The sequence below is a fragment of the Ensifer sp. ZNC0028 genome (genome assembly GCF_000799055.1).
In the GTDB taxonomy this organism is placed as follows: domain Bacteria; phylum Pseudomonadota; class Alphaproteobacteria; order Rhizobiales; family Rhizobiaceae; genus Ensifer.
Window position 1 is genome coordinate 1 of the sequence record NZ_JTLA01000115.1, and the last position, 20,951, is coordinate 20,951.

At 62.3% G+C, this 20,951-nt stretch carries 26 protein-coding genes; 12 read left to right on the forward strand and 14 right to left on the reverse strand.

Annotated elements, in window-relative coordinates:
• The first annotated feature begins 185 nt into the window (after window positions 1-185).
• Window positions 186-905 carry a lipoyl(octanoyl) transferase LipB gene (lipB, locus tag L981_RS26225; protein WP_043623339.1) on the forward strand — a complete coding sequence of 240 codons (720 nt, stop codon included), beginning with the start codon at window positions 186-188 and terminating at the stop codon, window positions 903-905.
• A gap of 6 nt (window positions 906-911) precedes the next feature.
• Here the strand turns inward: lipB and L981_RS26230 are convergent, their stop codons facing one another.
• Window positions 912-1,850 carry a DMT family transporter gene (locus L981_RS26230; protein WP_043623343.1) on the reverse strand — a complete coding sequence of 313 codons (939 nt, stop codon included), beginning with the start codon at window positions 1,848-1,850 and terminating at the stop codon, window positions 912-914.
• A gap of 245 nt (window positions 1,851-2,095) precedes the next feature.
• On the opposite strand from L981_RS26230, the gene L981_RS26235 reads away from it, so the two are divergent.
• The 9 genes from L981_RS26235 to L981_RS26275 all read left to right on the forward strand — a co-directional run bounded on the left by L981_RS26235 (window position 2,096) and on the right by L981_RS26275 (window position 8,867).
• Window positions 2,096-2,491 (forward strand): helix-turn-helix domain-containing protein, encoded by a 396-nt coding sequence (locus tag L981_RS26235; protein WP_043623403.1) that lies wholly within the window; start codon window positions 2,096-2,098, stop codon window positions 2,489-2,491.
• Window positions 2,492-2,561: 70 nt separating this feature from the next.
• Entirely contained in the window at window positions 2,562-3,689 is a 1,128-nt protein-coding gene (locus L981_RS26240; RefSeq protein WP_043623346.1) for an S-(hydroxymethyl)glutathione dehydrogenase/class III alcohol dehydrogenase, read from the forward strand.
• Between the two features lie 81 nt (window positions 3,690-3,770).
• Window positions 3,771-4,211 (forward strand): YaiI/YqxD family protein, encoded by a 441-nt coding sequence (locus L981_RS26245; RefSeq protein WP_043623348.1) that lies wholly within the window; start codon window positions 3,771-3,773, stop codon window positions 4,209-4,211.
• Window positions 4,212-4,259: 48 nt separating this feature from the next.
• Window positions 4,260-4,907, forward strand: a complete 648-nt coding sequence (locus L981_RS26250) for a DUF1345 domain-containing protein (protein ID WP_043623351.1) — start codon at window positions 4,260-4,262, stop codon at window positions 4,905-4,907.
• 24 nt (window positions 4,908-4,931) lie between these two features.
• Entirely contained in the window at window positions 4,932-5,765 is an 834-nt protein-coding gene (gene fghA, locus L981_RS26255; protein WP_043623354.1) for an S-formylglutathione hydrolase, read from the forward strand.
• Window positions 5,766-5,839: 74 nt separating this feature from the next.
• Window positions 5,840-6,217 (forward strand): fluoride efflux transporter CrcB, encoded by a 378-nt coding sequence (crcB, locus tag L981_RS26260; protein WP_043623357.1) that lies wholly within the window; start codon window positions 5,840-5,842, stop codon window positions 6,215-6,217.
• Between the two features lie 214 nt (window positions 6,218-6,431).
• Window positions 6,432-7,424, forward strand: coding sequence for an RluA family pseudouridine synthase (locus tag L981_RS26265; protein ID WP_043623359.1), 993 nt, complete (start codon window positions 6,432-6,434; stop codon window positions 7,422-7,424).
• A complete protein-coding gene (locus L981_RS26270; RefSeq protein ID WP_043623362.1) occupies window positions 7,424-8,089 on the forward strand; it encodes an HAD-IA family hydrolase in 666 nt (221 codons plus the stop codon). The genes L981_RS26265 and L981_RS26270 overlap by 1 nt, the downstream gene beginning before the upstream one ends.
• A complete protein-coding gene (locus L981_RS26275; protein WP_043623366.1) occupies window positions 8,082-8,867 on the forward strand; it encodes an ATP12 family chaperone protein in 786 nt (261 codons plus the stop codon). The genes L981_RS26270 and L981_RS26275 overlap by 8 nt, the downstream gene beginning before the upstream one ends.
• Before the next feature lie 132 nt (window positions 8,868-8,999).
• Here the strand turns inward: L981_RS26275 and sugE are convergent, their stop codons facing one another.
• From sugE to L981_RS26290, 3 genes are all read right to left on the reverse strand, one after another.
• Window positions 9,000-9,314: a quaternary ammonium compound efflux SMR transporter SugE gene (sugE, locus tag L981_RS26280; protein ID WP_034795623.1), complete on the reverse strand. Its 315-nt coding sequence runs from the start codon at window positions 9,312-9,314 to the stop codon at window positions 9,000-9,002.
• A 224-nt stretch (window positions 9,315-9,538) separates the two neighbouring features.
• Window positions 9,539-10,852: a replication-associated recombination protein A gene (locus tag L981_RS26285; RefSeq protein ID WP_043623369.1), complete on the reverse strand. Its 1,314-nt coding sequence runs from the start codon at window positions 10,850-10,852 to the stop codon at window positions 9,539-9,541.
• Window positions 10,849-12,246, reverse strand: coding sequence for a DegQ family serine endoprotease (locus tag L981_RS26290; protein WP_043623373.1), 1,398 nt, complete (start codon window positions 12,244-12,246; stop codon window positions 10,849-10,851). Before L981_RS26290 ends, L981_RS26285 begins: the two co-directional genes overlap by 4 nt.
• Window positions 12,247-12,444: 198 nt before the next feature.
• Here L981_RS26290 and msrP point away from each other — a divergent pair, with 198 nt between their 5' ends.
• Entirely contained in the window at window positions 12,445-13,386 is a 942-nt protein-coding gene (msrP, locus tag L981_RS26295; RefSeq protein WP_043623375.1) for a protein-methionine-sulfoxide reductase catalytic subunit MsrP, read from the forward strand.
• A 2-nt stretch (window positions 13,387-13,388) separates the two neighbouring features.
• A complete protein-coding gene (gene msrQ / locus L981_RS26300; RefSeq protein ID WP_043623377.1) occupies window positions 13,389-14,042 on the forward strand; it encodes a protein-methionine-sulfoxide reductase heme-binding subunit MsrQ in 654 nt (217 codons plus the stop codon).
• A 186-nt stretch (window positions 14,043-14,228) separates the two neighbouring features.
• Here the strand turns inward: msrQ and rplQ are convergent, their stop codons facing one another.
• The 10 genes from rplQ to rplR form a co-directional block, all read right to left on the reverse strand.
• A complete protein-coding gene (gene rplQ, locus L981_RS26305; protein ID WP_034795595.1) occupies window positions 14,229-14,654 on the reverse strand; it encodes a 50S ribosomal protein L17 in 426 nt (141 codons plus the stop codon).
• Between the two features lie 44 nt (window positions 14,655-14,698).
• Window positions 14,699-15,709, reverse strand: a complete 1,011-nt coding sequence (locus tag L981_RS26310) for a DNA-directed RNA polymerase subunit alpha (protein WP_034795592.1) — start codon at window positions 15,707-15,709, stop codon at window positions 14,699-14,701.
• 103 nt (window positions 15,710-15,812) lie between these two features.
• The gene (rpsK, locus tag L981_RS26315) at window positions 15,813-16,202 is read right to left on the reverse strand and encodes a 30S ribosomal protein S11 (RefSeq protein WP_003536496.1); all 390 of its coding nucleotides are present in this window, start codon (window positions 16,200-16,202) and stop codon (window positions 15,813-15,815) included.
• 226 nt (window positions 16,203-16,428) lie between these two features.
• A complete protein-coding gene (rpsM, locus tag L981_RS26320; protein ID WP_034795586.1) occupies window positions 16,429-16,797 on the reverse strand; it encodes a 30S ribosomal protein S13 in 369 nt (122 codons plus the stop codon).
• 232 nt (window positions 16,798-17,029) lie between these two features.
• Window positions 17,030-17,608, reverse strand: coding sequence for an adenylate kinase (locus L981_RS26325; protein WP_034795582.1), 579 nt, complete (start codon window positions 17,606-17,608; stop codon window positions 17,030-17,032).
• Window positions 17,605-18,945, reverse strand: coding sequence for a preprotein translocase subunit SecY (gene secY / locus L981_RS26330; RefSeq protein ID WP_043623382.1), 1,341 nt, complete (start codon window positions 18,943-18,945; stop codon window positions 17,605-17,607). The genes L981_RS26325 and secY overlap by 4 nt, the downstream gene beginning before the upstream one ends.
• Window positions 18,946-19,178: 233 nt before the next feature.
• The gene (gene rplO, locus L981_RS26335) at window positions 19,179-19,649 is read right to left on the reverse strand and encodes a 50S ribosomal protein L15 (RefSeq protein ID WP_034795576.1); all 471 of its coding nucleotides are present in this window, start codon (window positions 19,647-19,649) and stop codon (window positions 19,179-19,181) included.
• A gap of 13 nt (window positions 19,650-19,662) precedes the next feature.
• A complete protein-coding gene (gene rpmD / locus L981_RS26340; protein WP_043623384.1) occupies window positions 19,663-19,866 on the reverse strand; it encodes a 50S ribosomal protein L30 in 204 nt (67 codons plus the stop codon).
• Window positions 19,867-19,878: 12 nt separating this feature from the next.
• On the reverse strand, window positions 19,879-20,448 hold the full coding sequence (gene rpsE / locus L981_RS26345; protein WP_043623386.1) for a 30S ribosomal protein S5: 570 nt from the start codon (window positions 20,446-20,448) through the stop codon (window positions 19,879-19,881).
• A gap of 128 nt (window positions 20,449-20,576) precedes the next feature.
• Window positions 20,577-20,939, reverse strand: coding sequence for a 50S ribosomal protein L18 (gene rplR, locus L981_RS26350; RefSeq protein WP_043623388.1), 363 nt, complete (start codon window positions 20,937-20,939; stop codon window positions 20,577-20,579).
• Window positions 20,940-20,951 lie beyond the last annotated feature (12 nt).

Genomic DNA, 20,951 nt, shown 5'->3' on the forward strand with positions numbered 1-20,951 from the left:
AGGGCCGACTTGCGTCGACGGGGCTGCATGTAGCAAAAGCCCCTTGGGGGCACAAGAGGATCACGACAGAAATTTGACGGGAAACGAAACTATTTCAACAGCCCGCCCGAGGAGCCCCGGAAACGCTGGACTCTTGCCGCGCGCCATCCCATGTACAGGCTCTAAAAAACAGGAATGCCGAGCGAATGCAGCGCGAAAATCTGAGCCAGGACATGTTTGCCCCTCCGGAATCACCCCCGGTTCGCTGGCGGATTGCCTCCGAACTGGTCGATTATCCGCAGGCCGTCGAGTTGATGGAGCAGGAAGCCGCGGCGATTGCCGCCGGCACCGCGGATGAACTGGTCTGGCTGGTCGAGCACCCGCCGCTCTATACGGCCGGCACCAGCGCCGACGCCGCCGATCTCGTCATGCCCGACCGTTTTCCGGTCTTTGCCACCGGCCGGGGCGGCGAATACACCTATCATGGCCCGGGCCAGCGCGTCGTTTATGTCATGCTCGACCTCAAGCGCCGGAAGCAGGACGTCCGCGCCTTCGTCGCGGCACTCGAAAGCGTCGTCATCTCCACGCTCGATTCGATGAATGTCCGCGGCGAGCGGCGCGAAGACCGGGTCGGTGTCTGGGTGCGGCGCCCGGAAAAGCCCGCCCTGCCCGACGGCTCGATGTCGGAAGACAAGATCGCCGCGATCGGCATCCGCCTGCGCAAGTGGGTGAGTTTCCACGGCTTTGCGCTCAACGTCGATCCGGACCTCGACCATTTCGGCGGTATCGTGCCCTGCGGCATCCGCGGTTATGGTGTCACCAGCCTCGTCGACCTTGGCCTGCCGGTGATGATGCCGGACGTCGACATCCGCCTGCGCGAGGCGTTCGAGACCGTGTTCGGCCCGACGACGAATGACGCGGCATAAGCCCGCTCAGTTCGACGCCCGACGTCCCGCCTGCCGCTCGCGCCAGATGATGAACAGGCCGGAGCCGACGATGATGGCGATGCCGAGCCATTTCGAGAGCGACGGGAAATCTCCGAAAATGAGATAACCAAGCGCCGTCGCCGTGACGATCTCGAAGTAGTGGAACGGCGCCAGCAGCGAGACGGGTGCTGCCCGGAACGCCTTGACGACCAGCAGGTGGCCGTAGCCGGAGAGCGCGCCGAGAATAACCACCAGCATCCAGCCAAGCGGCGACTTCGGCAGCGACGGCACGAAATCGGGGCTGCCCATGCCGTTGCCGATCAGGATTACCAGTGCCATCGTCAACGTGCCGCCGATGCCGGCAATCGTCTGCATCGTCAGCGGCGAGTCGCCGGTGCCGACAGCGCGGTTGAGCAGCAGATAGCAGGCAAAGACAAAGGCGCAGGCAACCGGCAACAGCGCGGTTAGGCCGAAAGCGGCAAAGCTCGGCTGGATGACGATCATTGCTCCGCCGAAACCGACAACGATGGCGAGCCAGCGCCGCCAACCCACTTTTTCCTTGAGGAACACTGCCGAAAGGCAGGTCAGGATGAAGGGTTCGACGAAATAGATGGCGAAGGTGTCGGCAAGCGGCATGTACTTCACCGATATGAAGAAGAACAAGGCAGCGGTCGCCAGCAGCACACCGCGCAGCAGATTGGCGAAGGGCCGCTTTGCTCTCAGCGCCTGCAGGCCGCCGGCGCCAAGCAGCAACGGTAGCGTCGCCACCAGTTGGAAGAAGAAGCGGTAGAAGGTCACCTGCCCCGGCGACATTCCCTCATAGACGGCCATGTATTTCGCAATCACGTCCATGCCCGGCAGGATGACCATCGCAAAGAGCATGATGGCGACGCCCTGCATCACCGTATCGGTGTGTTCGGTGGTCGCGGTTCGGGCGTCTGTCATGGGCATGCTCCTGTGGCCGCCGCAGATTAGAGCCTATGCCTTGGTTTTCAACGGCCGAAGATGCGATGGGAAAAGAACTATCCGCGCCCTAGCCGCAATTGACGGTGTTTTTGGCGCTTCGGGGTGGTCCCTCGCCGCCCAAATGCCTATAAGCTCACGACAATCTTCCGCCCCGGGCCTCAAGGTCGGCCATCAGCCGCCAGGGCCCGGGACCTTTGAACGTGACCGTGGCAAAGGAGATGTCCATGCGCTTGTCCACCGAAACGATGATTGCCCGCCTGCGCGACACCAGCGACGGTGATACGCTGGGAGGGCGCATCTGGAGGGCGCGCGACGCCGCCAATCTCAGCGCCAAGGAACTGGCCGACCAGCTCGGCGTGCGCACGGAGACGATCGCGGCCTGGGAACGGGATCGGGCCGAACCCCGCACCAACCGGCTGTTCATGCTCGCAGGCGTGCTGGGCGTCACTCCAGCATGGCTGATCGCCGGGCTCGGCCGCGCGCCGGATGCCGACGCAGACGACGAGAAGGACGGCCTGCGCGAGCAGCTCGCCCTCGTCAAGAAGCTGCACGAACAGACCGGCAAGGCGATCGCTGCACTTGAGATGGAACTCAATCGCGTTCAACAGAACATTCGATAACCCATTGCGATTCCACGTGGGGCCGCCGTCCTGGCGGCCCGAAGTCATTTTCAGTCCAAGGAGAAAATAGATGGATGTACGCGCCGCCGTTGCCGTTCAGGCAGGCAAGCCGCTTGAGGTCATGACGGTTCAGCTCGAAGGCCCGCGGGCCGGCGAAGTCCTGATCGAGGTAAAGGCCACAGGCATCTGCCACACCGACGATTTCACGCTGTCGGGTGCGGACCCGGAAGGCCTGTTCCCGGCGATCCTCGGCCATGAAGGCGCCGGCATCGTCGTCGACGTCGGCCCGGGTGTCACCTCGGTGAAGAAGGGCGACCATGTCATTCCGCTTTATACGCCCGAGTGCCGCTCCTGCCCGTCGTGTCTGTCGCGCAAGACCAATCTGTGCACCGCGATCCGCTCGACGCAAGGGCAAGGCCTGATGCCGGACGGTACCTCGCGCTTCTCGATCGGCAAGGACAAGATCCACCACTACATGGGCTGCTCGACCTTCGCCAACTATACGGTTCTGCCGGAGATCGCGGTTGCCAAGGTCAACCCGGACGCGCCGTTCGACAAGATCTGCTACATCGGCTGCGGCGTGACGACCGGCATCGGCGCCGTCATTAACACCGCACAGGTGGAAATGGGTGCGACTGCGATCGTCTTCGGTCTCGGCGGCATCGGCCTCAACGTCATCCAGGGCCTACGTCTTGCCGGCGCCGACATGATCATCGGCGTCGACCTCAACAACGACAAGAAGGCCTGGGGCGAACGCTTCGGCATGACCCACTTCGTCAACCCGAAGGAAGTCGGCGACGACATCGTGCCTTACCTCGTCAACATGACCAAGCGTGGAGCCGACCAGATCGGCGGCGCCGACTACACCTTCGACTGCACCGGCAACACCAAGGTGATGCGCCAGGCGCTCGAAGCCTCGCATCGCGGCTGGGGCAAGTCGGTCGTCATCGGCGTTGCCGGCGCCGGTCAGGAAATCTCCACCCGTCCGTTCCAGCTGGTTACCGGCCGCACCTGGATGGGCACCGCCTTTGGTGGCGCACGCGGGCGCACCGATGTGCCGAAGATCGTCGACTGGTACATGGAAGGCAAGATCCAGATCGATCCGATGATCACCCACACCATGCCGCTCGAAGACATCAACAAGGGCTTCGAACTGATGCATTCGGGCGAGAGCATCCGCTCGGTCGTTCTCTACTAAGCTGTTATTTTGATTCAAAGAGGCGCCGGAGACGATTGATTTCCGGCGCCTTTTTCAGTCCCGTTGAGAAGTTGATTCAAGATGATCTATGTCGACGCAGACGCCTGCCCGGTGAAAACCGAAATCCTGAAAGTGGCCGAGCGCCACGGGATCGAGGTGACCTTGGTCGCCAATTCGGGCCTGCGCCCTTCGCGCGACCCGATGGTACACAATGTCATCGTTTCGGCGGGCTTCGACGCGGCCGACAACTGGATCGCCGAACGGGCGCATGAGGGCGACATCGTCGTTACCGCCGACGTGCCGCTTGCCGTTCGCTGCGTTGCCGCCGGCGCGCTCGTCACCGGCCCCTCCGGCCGGGTCTTCGACAAAGGCAATATCGGCATGGCCTCTGCGATGCGCGATCTCGGACAGCACCTACGCGAGACCGGCGAAAGCAAGGGCTACAACGCCGCCTTCACGCCGCGCGATCGATCCGCTTTCCTCGAAACCCTTGACCGACTCGCGCGGCAGTCGAAAAAATGACCGCGCAACGGGCGGGACCATGGGGCCCGCAACCGCAGGGGCACTAGCATGGCAACGACGACGAAGCTCAGGCATTGGCCGTTTTACACCGCCATTCTGTGCGCGCTCGCAAGCGTGCCCGTCCTCTGGTTCGTGGCGCAGCGTTTCGCCCTTGAAGGGGCTGCGATCACCTTCTTCTGCGTCTATCTCGTCATGTGCTGGCGGCGATTGCGAATGATGACCGGCCGGCATCTGAAGACCCATGCCAGGAACACCGACGAGCCCGAGGTCGTGATCCTGCTCGTGACGCTCGGGGCAGCAGCGAGTTCGCTCGTTTCCCTGTTTTTCGCGCTGAACGGCGAGAAGTCCGGCTCGGCGCTGGCGCTCGGCCTCGCCTTCGCCTCCGTCCTGCTCGGCTGGGCAACGGTCCACATGATGGCGGCCATGCACTATGCCCATGCCTATTGGATCGCGAACCAGGACCAGCAGACGTCGGAGCCGGCCCGCGGCCTCGAATTTCCAGGCACGCCGGAGCCCGGTGGATACGATTTTCTCTATTTTTCCTTCGTCATCGGCATGACGGCGCAAACATCCGACGTCGCCATCACCACGACCGCCATGCGGCGCATCAACCTGATGCACGCCATCGTTTCGTTCTTCTTCAACACCGTGCTCGTCGCCGCCGCCGTCAACGCGGCCGTGCAGCTTGCCGGCTGAGCAACTTTATCCAAGGAGCATCCCATGAAAGTCCTTTCGCAAAACACCGCCTTCGGCGGCATGCAGGGCGTCTTTTCGCACGAGTCCGAGGCCTGCAAGGGCGAGATGACCTTCGCCGTCTTCGTGCCGCCGCAGGCGATCAGCGAACCGCGGCCGGTGCTGTGGTATCTCTCCGGCCTTACCTGCACGCATGCGAACGTCATGGAGAAAGGCGAATATCGCCGCATGGCCGCCGAGCTCGGGCTGATCGTCGTCTGCCCGGATACCAGCCCGCGCGGCACGGATGTTCCCGACGAACTGACGAACTGGCAGATGGGCAAGGGAGCAGGCTTCTATCTCGATGCCACCGAAACGCCCTGGGCCGAGCACTACCAGATGTATAGCTACATCACCGAGGAACTGCCCGCCTTCGTCAGCCAGCACTTCCGCATGGACATGAGCCGCCAGGGTATCTTCGGCCATTCGATGGGCGGTCACGGCGCCATGACCATCGCGCTCAAGAACCCGGACCGTTTCAAGAGCTGCTCGGCCTTCGCCCCGATCGTCGAGCCTTCGACCGCCGACTGGTCGGTCGGCGCCTTCGAGAAGTATCTGGGCGCGGACCGCACCGCCTGGCGCCAATATGACGCCTGCGCGCTCGTCAAGGACGGTGCGCGCTTCCCCGCGTTCCTGATCGATCAGGGTAAGGCGGACAGCTTCCTTGAAAACGGCCTGCGCCCCTGGCTGTTCGAGGACGCGGTCAAGGGCACGGGCATCGATTTGACGCTGCGCATGCACGAACGCTACGACCATTCCTACTATTTCATCTCGACTTTCATGGACGACCATCTGCGCTGGCATGCCGAGCGGCTGGCCTGATCATCGAATGGCGCAATTCCGAGCGGAAGCCACTTTCGCCGAATTGCGCCGCCAATTTTGACCCGGAGCGACTGATGACCCATCTTCTCCTCGTTGGCGCCGGCGGCGCGATCGGCTCGATGCTGCGCTATCTCGTCGGTCTTTGGGCCGTCCACCGCTTGGGATCCGGTTTCCCCTGGGGCACGTTCGGGGTCAATATAACGGGCTCGTTCCTGATTGGCGTGCTGGCCGAAGTGATCATGCGCAAGTTCGGCGCCTCGCCGGACATGCGTGTCTTCCTCATCACCGGCGCCCTCGGCGGTTACACCACCTTTTCCGCCTTCTCGCTCGACGCGATCACGCTCTTCGAGCGCGGCGATGTCATGCTCTCGGCCGTCTATGTCATCGCCAGTGTCGCGCTTTCGATCCTCGCGGTCTTCAGCGGGCTGGCTCTCATGCGCGCAATAGTCTAAAGGCTCGTCTTACAGGCGCTGCGTATCCAAGGGACACGCGGCGCATTGCTGCATTGTCCTTCAATCGTTGTCGCTTCGAGGCCATTGTCATGCAGCACCGAGAATATTGCGGCAGCCTTTGCGCGCCTGAAGCTTCCTCTTTTGCGTCATCCCAACGCAGGGGCTTCGGACCGACGCGCGACGCTGCGACCAAACAGAAGGCAGGTTCGCTCAAATGGCAGGCATAGAACACAGGCAGGTGGACGGTGACGAGGCGGGCATGCGCCTGGATCGCTGGTTCAAGGTGCATTTTCCGGGACTGGGCTTCGGCCCGCTGCAGAAGCTTTTGCGCTCCGGCCAGATCCGCGTCGACGGTGCCCGCGCCAAATCCGACACGCGGATCCAGCCCGGCCAGACGATCCGTATTCCGCCGCTCGGGGTCGATCCCAAGGAAGTCAAGACCGGGCCGATCGCCGGCCGCGACCTCAGGAACTCACCCGACGGCGAGTTGCTGTCGCGCATGGTGCTGCACGAAGACGCAAAGGTGATCGTGCTCAACAAGCCGGCCGGCCTTGCCGTTCAGGGTGGCTCGGGCGTCAACCGGCATATCGACAAGATGCTCGAGGCCTGGACAAACCAGAAGGGCGAAAAGCCGCGTCTGGTCCACCGGCTCGACCGCGACACCTCAGGGGTGCTTGTGATTGCCCGCACGAGGGGTGCGGCACAGAAGCTGACCGCCGCCTTCCGCGAGCGCGACACCAAGAAGACCTATTGGGCGCTGGTCAAGGGCGTCCCGCGCAAGCGCGAGGACCGGATCTCGACCTGGCTCGTCAAGGAGCAGACGCCGGACGGCGACCGCATGCGCATCGCCAAGCATGGCGAAGACGGTGCCGACCACGCCATTTCCTACTACCGTATTCGCGAACAGGCAGCCCAAAACCTCGCCTGGCTGGAGATGGAGCCCTATACCGGCCGTACGCACCAGCTGCGCGTGCATGCCCTGCACATCGGCCACCCGATCCTCGGCGACCCCAAATATTTCGACGCCGACATCAACTGGAGCCTCCCCGGCGGCATGCAGAACCGGCTGCATCTGCACGCGCGCCATATCGATATTCCTCACCCGGACGGTGGCCGCCTGCGCGTGACCGCACCGCTGCCACCGCACATGGTCCAGAGCTGGAACCTGCTGGGCTTCGAAGAGAACGAGCCTGGCGAGGACGATTGATGAAACTGGCGCTTTTCGATTGTGACGGCACGCTGGTCGATAGCGGTGGCCTGATCCATGAAGTGATGGCGCGGACCTTCGAGGCATTCGACCTCGAGCGCCCGCCCCTCGCGGCGACCAAGAGCATCATCGGCCTGACCCTCGACATCGCCATCGCGCGCCTGCTCGGCCGCGAACATGTCGACGATCAGGCGCTGGCGATGACGGCGCACTACAAGTCGATCTTTGCCGGGGTGCGCAGCGAAGGCGGCTTTCAGGAACTGTTGTTTCCCGGCATTGCCGATATGATGCAGACGTTGTCCTCGCGCGACGCGCTGCTGATCGGCGCGGTGACCGGCAAGTCGCGGCGCGGTTTGACCCATATCGCCGAGACCCACGGCTTCCACAGCGTCTTTTTCGTATCGCGGACCGCCGACGACTGCCCCTCCAAGCCGCATCCGGCCATGGTGACGGAATGCTGCTTTGAAGCCGGCATCGACGCGAAGGATACTGTCGTCATCGGCGATGCGATCTATGACATGCAGATGGCCAAGGCCGCAGGCGCTGCCGCCATCGGCGTTGCCTGGGGCTATGCTTCCGTTCCCGACCTCATCGAGGCGGGCGCGGATTTCGTTGCCCGGACGCCGGCCGACATCATTGAATGGATGGAACACAATCATGCCTGATATTCGCGACGAACTCAGCGGTGCGATGAGCCACGAGGATCCGGTCCGCCGGGCACAAATCCAGATGCTGAAGCCGCTGCCGAAGCGCTTCTACAAGGACGTCAGCGTCGCGGCCGCGGAAGGCGATACGCACGCCGTGCTGCTCGACGGCCGCACCGTGCGCACGCCGGCAAAGCAGCCGCTTGCCGTGCCCACACGCAAGCTCGCAGACATGCTCGCCGCCGAATGGGATGCGCAGGCAGAGGTCGTCGATCCCGGCAAGATGCCGATCACGCGTATCGTCAACACCGCACTTGACGGCGTCGCCAAGGACCAGCGCTCGGTTTTCGACGATATCCTACGTTTTGCCGGAACGGACATGCTCTGCTATCGCGCCGACAGCCCGGAAGGCCTGGTCGCGCGCCAGAACGAGATCTGGAACCCGGTGCTCGACTGGGCGCAGCAGACGCTCGGCGCCCGCTTCATCCTCGCCGAAGGCGTGATCCACCAGGAGCAGCCGGAAGAAGCGCTTTCCGCCTATGCGGAAGGGCTGCGCGCCTTCGCGACCCCGCTCGGCCTCACCTGCGTCCACACGGTGACGAGCCTGACCGGTTCTGCCTTGCTGGCACTCGCCTTCGCTTCCGGCCGTCTGACAGCCGAAGAAGCCTGGACGGCTGCGCATGTCGACGAGGACTGGCAGATCGAGCATTGGGGAACCGACGAGGAAGCCTTCCGCCGCCGCGAGAACCGCTGGCAGGAAATGCAGGCGGTTGCCGCGGTTCTTGACGCCCTGCGCTGACGAACCCGGATCAACGGAATACGAAACGGGCTGCGTGTCTTTCGACGCGCAGCCCGTTTCTTTTGTTCAAGATTTTAGCGCCAAGGCGCTTCCACTCGCACGCTAACGTAACGAGAGCGGAGAGCCGTTACATTAGGCGGCCAGCTTCAGGCCGGCGATACCGCTGACGATGAGCGCGATGCAGCCGAGGCGAACGAAGGTTGCCGGCTCGGCAAACAGGAAGATGCCGAGGATCACAGTGCCGACGGTGCCGATGCCGGTCCAGACAGCGTAAGCCGTACCGAGCGGCAGGGTGCGCACGGCGAGACCGAGCAGCGCGATGCTGAGGATCATCGAGCCAACAGTCAGGATCGTCGGTGTGACCCGCGTAAAACCATCCGTGTACTTGAGACCGATTGCCCAGCCGATTTCGAGAATACCGGCAAGCAGAAGAAGGAACCAGGCCATATCAAACTCCTAAAGTTTGGAGCGAGGCCGTCCCCGCGGATGTTCGGTATCGCCTATGCGAACCGTGCAGCCGTCTGCAACGCGGGTTCTATCTCACACTCCAGTTACGCCGGCAAGGCGGTCATGGGCAAATCAGCCTTGCGTCCGCGGCAAAGCTAAACCATTTCACGCAATCGTTGAAACCACGAAAACGCGTGGGACGCCGAGGTTCTGCAGGTGGCGCTCTATGGAGCGTTGCGCTCCCTGCGGAGTTTCGACCACCATTCCAGCCGCTTACGGATCTCACGCTCGAAACCGCGTTCCGGCGGATCATAGAAGGTCCTGCGCCCCATCTTCTCGGGAAAATAGTCCTGGCCGGAAAAGGCGTCCGGCTCGTCATGGTCGTAGCGGTAGCCGTCGCCGTATCCCTCGCCCTTCATCAGTTTCGTCGGAGCGTTGAGGATATGTTTCGGCGGCAGCAGCGAGCCGTTTTCCTTCGCCGCCCGCATCGCCGCCTTGTAGGCGGTGTAGACGCCGTTCGATTTCGGCGCGGTCGCCAGATAGACGCAAGCCTCGGCAAGCGCCAGTTCGCCCTCGGGTGACCCGAGATAGTCATAGGCGTCCTTGGCGGCGTTGCAGATCACCAGCGCCTGCGGGTCGGCAAGGCCGATGTCCTCGACGGCCATGCGCACCAACCGCCGCCCGAGATAGAGCGGATCCTCGCCGGCATCGAACATGCGGCAGAGATAATAGAGTGCGGCATCCGGATCCGAGCCACGCACAGACTTGTGCAGCGCCGAAATCAGATTGTAGTGACCGTCCTGGCCCTTGTCATAGACCGGCGCCCGGCGCTGGACGATGTTCTGCAGTGCTGCCGCGTCGAAGATCTCGTCGCGCCGCGCGGCGCGCCAGACTTCTTCGGCCAGCGTCAGCGCAGCGCGGCCGTCGCCGTCGGCCATGCGGATGAGGCTGGCGCGCGCATCCGCATCGAGCGGCAGTTTCTTGCCCTCGGTCTCTTCGGCCCGCGACAGCAGTTCCTCGATGCTGTCTTCGCCATGCGGCTTGAACGTCAGCACCCGGGCGCGCGACAAAAGAGCGGCGTTGAGTTCGAAGGATGGGTTTTCCGTCGTTGCACCGACGAGGATCACGGTTCCGTCTTCCATGACGGGCAGGAAGCTGTCCTGCTGCGCTCGGTTGAAACGGTGGATCTCGTCGACGAAGAGCAGCGTCTGGCGACCGGACATGCGCCTTGCCCGCGCCGCCTCGAATACCTTCTTGAGATCGGCGACGCCGGAGAAGATTGCCGAGATCTGCTCGAAGGCAAGCCCCGCCTCCCCCGAAAGCAGCCGCGCCACCGTCGTCTTGCCCGTTCCGGGCGGCCCCCAGAAGATCATCGACCCGAGCGAACCCGATGCAATCATCCGCGAAAGGACGCCGTCCTCACCGGTCAGGTGATCCTGACCGGTGACTTCGGCAAGCGTTCGCGGGCGAAGCCGGTCGGCAAGTGGCCTTGCCGACGCCATTTCCGGTGGCTCGTGGGCGGTGAACAGGTCGCTCATCGGAAGAACTGACGGATGAGTTGGCCGTCACGCTCGATCTCGACGCGCCAGAAGGAGGCATCGTCGGCCATGACCTGTTCCAGCGTCTTCGACGTGTCGATCGCCGTGCCGTTGACCGACCGCACGATATCCTTCGGCTCGAGGCCGATGCGGGCGGCGGGCGAGCCGCGGTTGACCTGCATGACGACGACGCCCTGCAGCGAGGTCGACATGCGCAACTCGTCGGCAAGGCGCGGTGACAGGTTGGCGACGACTGCGCCGGCGAAGGGGTTGCGGCCTTCGATGAGCCGTTCGTCGCGCGGCGAGGTCTCCGGCGCCCGGTCGAGCTTGAGCGCTACTTCCCGCTGCTTGCCGTTTTCCGATACGGTGACCCGCGCCTCGTGGCCGATACCAACAGTCGTCAAGCGATAGCCGAGGGCATCGGGATGTTCGACCTCGATGCCGTTGACGGCAGTGATCACCTGGCCGGGCTTGATCCCCGCCTGTTCGGCCGGGCCGCCCGCCACGACAGCCGTCACCAGCGCACCGCGGGCGCGGTTGAGGCCCAGGGCCTCGGCCACTTCCGAAGTGACCGGCTCGAAGCTCGCGCCGATGAACGGACGCACGAACGCGCCGTTGCCGCCTTCGGCCGAGGCGACGAAAACCTTGACGAGATTGGCGGGGATGGCAAAGCCGACGCCGTTCGAGCCACCGCCCTTGGAAAAGATCGCCGTATTGATGCCGATAAGCTGGCCGTTCATGTCGATGAGGCCGCCGCCGGAATTGCCTGGGTTGATTGCCGCATCCGTCTGGATGAAGAAGCCGAAATCACCCGACGAGACCTGGTTGCGCGCGAGCGCCGAGACAATGCCGCTCGTCACCGTCTGGCCGACGCCGAAGGGGTTGCCGATCGCGAGCACGAGGTCGCCGACCTCGACCGCATCGGAATCACCAAGCGGCACGATGTCGAAGGGACCGTCCGACTGGATCTTCAGAACCGCGAGGTCGAGCCGGTCGTCCTTGAGCACGATCTTGCAAGGAAACTCGCGGCCGTCGGCCAGCGCCACCTTGATATCGTCGGCGCCCTCGATGACGTGGTTGTTGGTCACCACGATGCCGTTCTTGCCGACGATCACGCCGGAACCCAGCGAAGACTGCTTCTCCGAACGGTTCGGCATACGCTGGCCGAAGAACTCCTCGAAGAAGGGATCGCCGGAGAAAATCGACCGGCGCTCGACGACCCGTTCGGCATAGACGTTGACGACGGCATTCGCCGTCTGCTTGACGAGGGGGGCGAAAGAAAGCTGCATTTCGGTCCGCGACTGCGGAACGCTCTTGGCCTCCTGGGCCAATGCCGGACAGGCGAGAGAAACAGCGATGACGAGCGAAACAAGCGCTCTTCGACCTACGATCATGTAAAGCATTCTCCTATTCGTCGCGGCTACGTTCAGATAGGATTTCGCGGGAAAAAAGGCAAATGTTGGCGCAGGATACGCAAAGTCGCCGGCTTCACGCACTACGCACGAAAACGTGGTTCGCACCCCCTTTCACGGTGATCGAAAGTCTGCTGAGTTCATACAAGACAAGGCTCATAAATCACTTCGGAAAAGACCATGCCATCTTACCGTCCGCCGAGAATCGTTTCCTCCGAAATCACCCCGGAGGCCATCTTTTTCAACCGCCGCACCTTCCTCGGGGCTGCCGCCGGCGGCGTTCTGCTTGCGGGAAGCGGTACGGGGCTCGCGGCCGCACTCAGCGCGCCCAAGGGCAAATACACCGTCGACGAGGACCTGACGCCCGAGGCCGACGTCACCAGCTACAACAATTTCTATGAGTTCGGGACCGGCAAGGGCGACCCTGCGGCCAACTCGAACAGCTTCAAGCCGACGCCCTGGACCGTGAAGGTCGATGGCCTCGTCGGCAAGCCGAAGGAATTCGGGCTCGAAGAGCTCTTGGCGTTGCCGATCGAAGAGCGCGTCTACCGCATGCGCTGTGTCGAGGCCTGGTCGATGGTGATCCCCTGGACCGGGTTTCAGCTCTCGGCGCTGCTCGACAAGGTCGAGCCGCTCGGCAGCGCCAAATATGTCTCGTTCGAGACCGTGGTGCGGCCGTCCGAAATGCCGGGCCAATCCGGTTTCTTCCAGCCGTTGCCCTGGCCCTATCGCGAGGGGTTGAGGCTCGACGAGGCCCGTCACCCGCTGACACTGCTGTCCGTCGGCGTCTACGGCAAGACGCTTCCCAACCAGAACGGCGCGCCGGTTCGGCTGGTCACTCCCTGGAAATACGGCTTCAAGGGGATCAAGTCGATCGTGCGCATTTCCCTGACGGAAACACAGCCGCCCTCAACCTGGAATCTCTCGGCGCCGAACGAGTATGGCTTCTTTGCCAACGTCAATCCGGCGGTCGATCATCCCCGCTGGAGCCAGGCAACGGAAAACCGCATCGGCGGTGGCGGCTTTTTCGGCTCCAACCGGCGCGACACCCTGCCCTTCAACGGCTATGCCGACGAGGTGGCCGGGCTTTATGCCGGCATGGATCTCAGAGCGAACTATTGATCATGGCCCGCCTGCCCACCCTTGCAAAGCGTTACCATTCAGCCTCGGTCTGGGCGCTCTACGGCCTCGGGCTGCTGCCGGCCGCCTACGCATTCTATCTCGGGGCTACCGGCCAACTGCCCGGAAACCCGGTCAAGGAATTCGAACACCTGCTCGGCCTCTGGGCGCTGCGTTTCCTCGTCGCGACGTTGGCGATCTCGCCGATCCGCGACCTCTTCGGCATCAACTGGCTGCGCTATCGGCGGGCCTTGGGACTGCTCGCGTTCTACTACGTGCTGATGCACTTCCTCGCCTACATGCTGCTCGATCAGCGGCTAAACTTTCCGAGCATACTGGCCGATATCGCCCGCCGCCCCTTCATCACCATCGGCATGGCCGCGCTCGTCATGCTGATCCCGCTGGCGCTCACGTCCAACAACTGGTCGATCCGCAGGCTCGGTGCGCGGTGGAACAAACTTCACCGCCTGGCCTACGTGATCGCCGCCGCCGGCGCCCTGCATTTCTCGATGTCGGTGAAGGTCGTCGGCCCGGAACAGCTGCTTTATCTCGGGCTCGTTGCGGCGTTGCTCGTCTGGCGGCTCGTGCGCAAACCCTATCTGCGGCGCAAGCGCCAGGCCGCCAACGCGCCGGCGAGGACCGCTGCCGAGAGCGCCTGAGGGGTTCTTCGTCCCGCCCTGAACAACGCCCCCCGATCGCATGTCAACGAAACGGCGCCTGAGCGGGCGCGCTGTCAGGCGTGCGCTCAAACGACGGGCCCAACGAAAAATACGCCCAAAGAAAAAGCGGCCGGGTGACGAACACCCGGCCGCTTCAATTTTCTGCCTTCGATAGGCTTAGGCTGCTTAGGCTGCTTCGGCAGCTTCAGCTTCTGCAGCAACGCGGGCGAGATCCTTCGCGCCCTTTGCCGAGACGTCGCGGTCAACGAATTCGATGACGGCGAGCGCGGCGTTGTCGCCGTGACGGAAGCCAGCCTTCATGATGCGCAGGTAGCCGCCGTTGCGGGTGGCGTAACGCGATGCGATCGTGTCGAACAGCTTGGCAACGACAGCGGCGTCGCGGATCTGCGAGATCGCCTGGCGGCGAGCGTGCAGGTCACCGCGCTTGCCGAGCGTGACGAGCTTCTCGACGATCGGGCGGATTTCCTTAGCCTTCGGCAGGGTCGTAACGATCTGCTCGTGTTCGATCAGCGAAGCTGCCATGTTGGCAAACATCGCCTTGCGGTGGCTGGCGGTTCTATTCAGCTTGCGGCCGGCTTTACCGTGGCGCATGGCTATTCTCCTTCACTTGCAGGCATTCGCCCGCAGTCTAATGGTTAGTATTGGTCTTCGTAACGCTTGGCGAGATCTTCGATGTTCTCAGGCGGCCAGGACGGCACTTCCATGCCGAGGTGCAGGCCCATGGAAGCGAGAACTTCCTTGATTTCGTTCAGCGACTTGCGACCAAAATTCGGCGTGCGGAGCATTTCTGCTTCGGTCTTCTGAATGAGGTCGCCGATGTAGACGATGTTGTCGTTCTTCAGGCAGTTGGCCGAACGGACCGAAAGTTCCAGTTCGTCGACCTTCTTGAGAAGCGCCGGGTTGAAGGCGAGTTCGGTAACTGCCTCTTCCTCTGCTTCCTTCTGCGGCTCGTCGAAATTGACGAAGACCGACAGCTGGTCCTGAAGGATGCGGGCCGCGAATGCGATCGCATCTTCACCGGTGACGGAGCCGTCCGTCTCGATGGACATCGTCAGCTTGTCATAGTCAAGAACCTGGCCTTCGCGGGTGTTTTCCACCTTGTAGGACACTTTCTTGACCGGCGAGTACAGGCTGTCGACCGGGATCAGGCCGATCGGAGCATCTTCCGAACGGTTGCGATCTGCCGGAACGTAGCCCTTGCCGTTGTTGACGGTGAACTCCATGCGGATCTCGGCGCCCTCGTCGAGGGTGCAGATCACATGGTTCGGGTTGAGGATTTCGATATCGCCAACCGTCTGGATGTCACCGGCGGTTACAACGCCCGGACCCTGCTTGCGCACAACCATGCGCTTCGCGTCGTCGCCATCCATCTTGATGGCGATTTCCTTGATGTTGAGCACGATGTCCGTCACATCTTCCCGGACGCCCGGGATAGAGGAGAACTCGTGCAGGACGCCGTCGATCTGCACTGCGGTGACAGCAGCACCGCGCAGAGACGACAGCAGCACGCGGCGAAGCGCGTTGCCGAGCGTCAGACCGAAGCCGCGTTCAAGCGGTTCCGCAACCAGCGTTGCCTTGGTGCGGCCGGAGGAGACGAACTCCACCTTGTTCGGCTTGATCAGTTCCTGCCAATTCTTCTGGATCATGTTTTCTGCCTTCCGTTCGTTGCCACCATCCAATCGTGACAACCGAGCCCCGAAGACCGGGAGCGCGCGTCTGCGCCCTCACCGGCATGTTGAATGCATATGATCAGACGCGGCGCTTCTTGCGCGGGCGGCAGCCGTTGTGCGGGATCGGGGTCACATCGCGGATCGAGGTGATCATGAAGCCCGCAGCCTGCAGCGCGCGAAGAGCGGATTCACGGCCGGAACCCGGACCGCAAACTTCAACTTCCAGCGACTTCATGCCGTGTTCCTGGGCCTTCTTGGCGCAGTCTTCAGCGGCGATCTGTGCGGCAAACGGGGTCGACTTACGCGAACCCTTGAAACCCTTGGCACCGGCAGACGACCAGGCAATCGCGTTGCCCTGTGCGTCGGTGATGGTGATCATGGTGTTGTTGAACGACGAATTGACGTGCGCAACGCCAGACGTGATGTTCTTGCGTTCGCGACGGCGAACGCGGGTGGCTTCCTTGGCCATAGGATCCCTTTCTTAGATCTCTGCACCGCCGTAATTCCAGCGGCTCCACCGGGAAAAGGATTTGACGTCCCCTGCCCTGCATCTTCACTTCCCGCAGGACGAAGTATCGCCCAGCGAACATATCGCCCGGCCGGATTGGCCGAACAAAGGTCAGGCGAACGCCCTTCCAAACTGCAAAAGGAGGCCGGTGTTTGACACCAGCCTCCCAATCTCCCTTTTCGGGAAATTACTTCTTCTTACCGGCAATCGCCTTCGCCGGACCCTTGCGGGTGCGAGCGTTGGTGTGGGTGCGCTGACCGCGAACCGGAAGGCCACGACGGTGACGCAGGCCGCGGTAGCAGCCGAGGTCCATCAGGCGCTTGATGTTCATCGAGGTCTCGCGACGCAGGTCACCTTCGACCTGGTAGTCGCGGTCGATCGTTTCGCGGATCTGCAGGACTTCAGCGTCCGTCAGCTGATGCACGCGACGATCAGCCGGGATACCGACCTTCTCGATGATTTCCTGTGCGAATTTCGGGCCGATCCCGTGAATGTAGGTCAGCGCAATAACTACGCGCTTTGCCGTCGGGATGTTGACGCCAGCGATACGTGCCACGTCTATTCTCCTTGCGTTCCAGTTGCCATCCGGCAATAGGTGCTTCGTTACGCGACCTCGAAGAGCCGCACGTTGATTGAGGTTCGAGACACGTCAAAAACGACCGTACCCGGACTTCATTTTCTTTGAAGACCGCGCCGACCGCTCTCATGTCGCGAGTTGGCGCTGTCTTTGGCGGAATCGGCCGGAAAAGTCAACTCCCCGGCAGTTCCTTTTCGGCAAAGACCAGTGTCTAAGCCAGAATCTTCTCAATCTCAGCGGTGACGGTGTTCACCTCCGCCATGCCATCGACCGTTCTGAGCTGCCCCGTTCCGGCATAGTGCTCGGAGAGCGGCGCCGTCTTTTCGCGGTACTCGGTCAACCGACGCTTGAAGGCTTCCGGATTGTCGTCCGACCGGACGGTGCCGCCAGCTGCGATGGTTTCCGCTACGCGATTCTCCATCCGCTTTACAAGGGCTGCCTCGTCGACCTTGAGCTCGATTACCGCATCGAGCTTCAGGCCCTTCCCCTCGAGCATCTTGCCGAGCGCGATCGCCTGCGGAACCGTGCGCGGGTAACCGTCGAGGATGAACCCCTTCGCACAGTCCGGCTGGTCGATGCGATCCGACACGATTTCGTTGACGATCTCATCGGATACCAGCTGACCGGCATCCATGACCGCCTTGGCACGCTTGCCGACCTCGGTCGCCTGGGCGACGGCCGCCCGCAGCATATCTCCTGTGGAAAGCTGCGGAATGCCGTATCTCTCCGTCAGAAGCTTGGCCTGTGTCCCCTTGCCAGCGCCCGGCGGTCCCAAAAAAATCAGTCTCATCGTCCCCTCTTTCCTCCGCGCAGCTTCGACTTCTTGATCAGCCCCTCATATTGCTGTGCGATGAGGTGGCCCTGGATCTGTGCTACCGTATCAAGGGTGACGCTGACAACAATCAAAAGCGACGTACCACCAAGGTAGAACGGCACGCCGGTCTGAGCGATCAGAACTTCCGGCAGAATGCAGACGAAGATCAGATAGGCCGCACCGATCACGGTGATGCGCGTCAGGACATAATCGATGTATTCCGCGGTACGCTCGCCCGGACGAATGCCCGGGATGAAGCCGCCGTGCTTCTTCAGATTGTCGGCCGTGTCCTTCGGATTGAAGACGATCGCCGTGTAGAAGAAGGCGAAGAACGCGATCATCGCACCGTAGAGCACCATGTAGAGCGGCTTGCCGTGCGCGAGCGCGCCAACAACGGTGGTCGCCCAGCCCGGCAGCGTCGCGGTATTGGCAAAGCCTGCAAGCGTTGCCGGCAGAAGCAGCAGCGACGAGGCGAAGATCGCCGGGATGACGCCCGAGGTATTGAGCTTCAGCGGCAGGTGCGAGGTGTCGCCCTGGAACATGCGGTTGCCGACCTGGCGCTTCGGATACTGGATCAGAAGCCGCCGCTGGGCGCGCTCGACGAACACGATGAGCGCGATGACGCCGACGACCATGACGATGATCGCGAGGATCAGCGGGGTCGACAGTGCGCCGGTGCGGCCGAGTTCGAGCGTGCCGGCCAGAGCCGTCGGCAGATGGGCGACGATACCGGCGAAAATGATCAGCGAGATGCCGTTGCCGATGCCGCGCGAGGTGATCTGCTCACCGAGCCACATCAGGAACATGGTGCCGCCAAGCAGCGAAATGACGGTCGAAATACGGAAGAACCAACCCGGATCGTTCACGAGGCCGTTGCCGCTCTCGAGGCCGACCGCGATGGCGTAAGCCTGCGCCGTGCCGAGAAGCACCGTGCCGTAACGGGTGTACTGGTTGATGATCTTGCGGCCCTGCTCGCCTTCCTTCTTCAGCTGCTCCAGTGCCGGAACGACAGAGGTCATCAGCTGAACGATGATCGAAGCAGAGATATAGGGCATGATGCCGAGCGCGAAGATCGCCATGCGCTCAACTGCACCGCCCGAAAACATGTTGAAGAGGCCGAGGATGCCGCCGCTCTGGCCGCGGAATGCCTGGGCAAACGCTTCCGGGTTAAGACCGGGCAGCGGGATATAGGTGCCAAGACGGTAAACCAGAAGCGCACCAAGCGTGAACCAGAGCCGTTTCTTCAGATCTTCCGCCTTGGCGAAAGTCGAGAAATTCAGGTTCGAGGCGAGCTGTTCCGCTGCAGAAGCCATGCAATTCTCCGCGTACCAAATCTCGGAATCAGCGGGAACACCCGGTCCGTTCCGGAAGGACTAACTTTTCGTCTTGAAAACCGGACGCGAGGCGATTGTGTCTGCAATCGGATGCCTCACCGTGGTTTCCGCTATGTCCGCCGCGGCGAGCGATTCGCGCTTGCGGACGTGAGGCTCACATATGGGAGCAAAACCGCCCGGAGTGAAGCACCCCGGGCGGTTCATCAATAATATTATTCAGCAGCCGCTGCGAGCAGCTTGATCGAGCCGCCAGCCTTTTCGATCTTTTCGATCGCAGACTTGGAAGCGCCGGCAACTTCGAGCGAAACCTTCGCCTTCAGTTCGCCGTCGGCCAGAACGCGGACGCCGTCCTTTTCGCGACGGATGACGCCGGCAGCCTTGAGGGCAGCTGCGTCAACGGTCTTGGAAGCGTCGAGCTTCTTGGCATCGATTGCCGTCTGGATACGGCCGAGCGACACGACAACAAACTCCGAAGCGAAGATGTTGTTGAAGCCGCGCTTCGGCAGACGACGGTAGATCGGCATCTGGCCGCCTTCGAAGCCGTTGATCGCAACGCCCGAACGAGCCTTCTGACCCTTCACACCGCGACCGGCGGTCTTGCCGGAGCCCGAGCCGATACCACGGCCAAGACGCTTACGGCTGTGGGTCGAGCCTTCGTTGTCCTTGATTTCATTCAGTTTCATGAGCTTATCCCCCTCACTTCTCGTCGACGACGCGAACGAGGTGCTGGACGGTACGGATCATGCCGCGGACAGACGGAGTGTCTTCCAGCGTGCGAACCCGGTGCATCTTGTTGAGGCCCAGGCCGATCAGCGTCTGACGCTGTACGGCCGGACGGCGAATGGGGCTACCGATCTGCTCGACGGTAACGGTCTTCGCTGCGACTTCTTTCTTAGCCATCTGTCAGCTCCCTTATTCTTCGGAAGCAGCGCCGGAGGCGGCACGGCGAGCCTGGAGCGTAGCGTACTTCATGCCGCGCTGAGCTGCGATGTCCTTCGGGTGCATCTGGTTCTTGAGGGCGTCGAACGTTGCGCGAACCATGTTGTAGGGGTTCGACGAACCGGTCGACTTGGCAACGACGTCATGAACGCCGAGCGTTTCGAAGACGGCGCGCATCGGGCCACCAGCGATGATACCGGTACCGGCCTTGGCCGAACGCAGCAGCACCTTGCCGGCGCCATGACGGCCGTGAACGTCGTGATGCAGGGTACGACCACCACGCAGCGGGACGAAAATCAGGTCGCGCTTTGCGGCTTCGGTTGCCTTGCGGATAGCTTCCGGCACTTCGCGTGCCTTGCCATGACCGAAGCCAACGCGGCCCTTCTGGTCGCCAACGACGACGAGAGCGGCGAAACCGAAACGACGACCGCCCTTCACCACCTTGGCGACGCGGTTAATTGCTACGAGCTTATCGACAAATTCGCTGTCGCGCTCTTCGCGGTTCTGGCGATCTTCGCGAGAACCCTTTCTTTCCTGTGCCATTGTCCTTTTCCTTTTTCTTTTCCGGGTGCAATCGGCAGATTGACAAAAGTCGCCCCCGTCCGATGGATCGGATGCGACCGGAAACCTATGAGAGTGCCAGGCAGGCGCAACGCCCGCCTGGCAACCGATCAGAAGTTCAGACCACCTTCACGGGCAGCGTCGGCCAAAGCCTTGATGCGGCCGTGATAGATGAAGGCGCCACGATCAAAGACAACGTCCTTGACGCCAGCCTTTACGGCGCGCTCAGCGATGAGCTTGCCGACGGCAGCAGCTGCTGCCGTGTCAGCGCCCGTCTTCAACGACGAACGCAGATCGGTATCGAGGGTGGAGGCAGACGCAAGCGTCTTGCCGGCCACATCGTCGATGACCTGTACGTAGATGTTCTTCGACGAGCGATGAACCGACAGGCGCGGACGGCCATTGGCGACCGCCTTGATTTGACGGCGCACGCGGTTGGCGCGACGCACAAGAGTATCTTTCCTGCTAGCCATTTCGCGTGATCC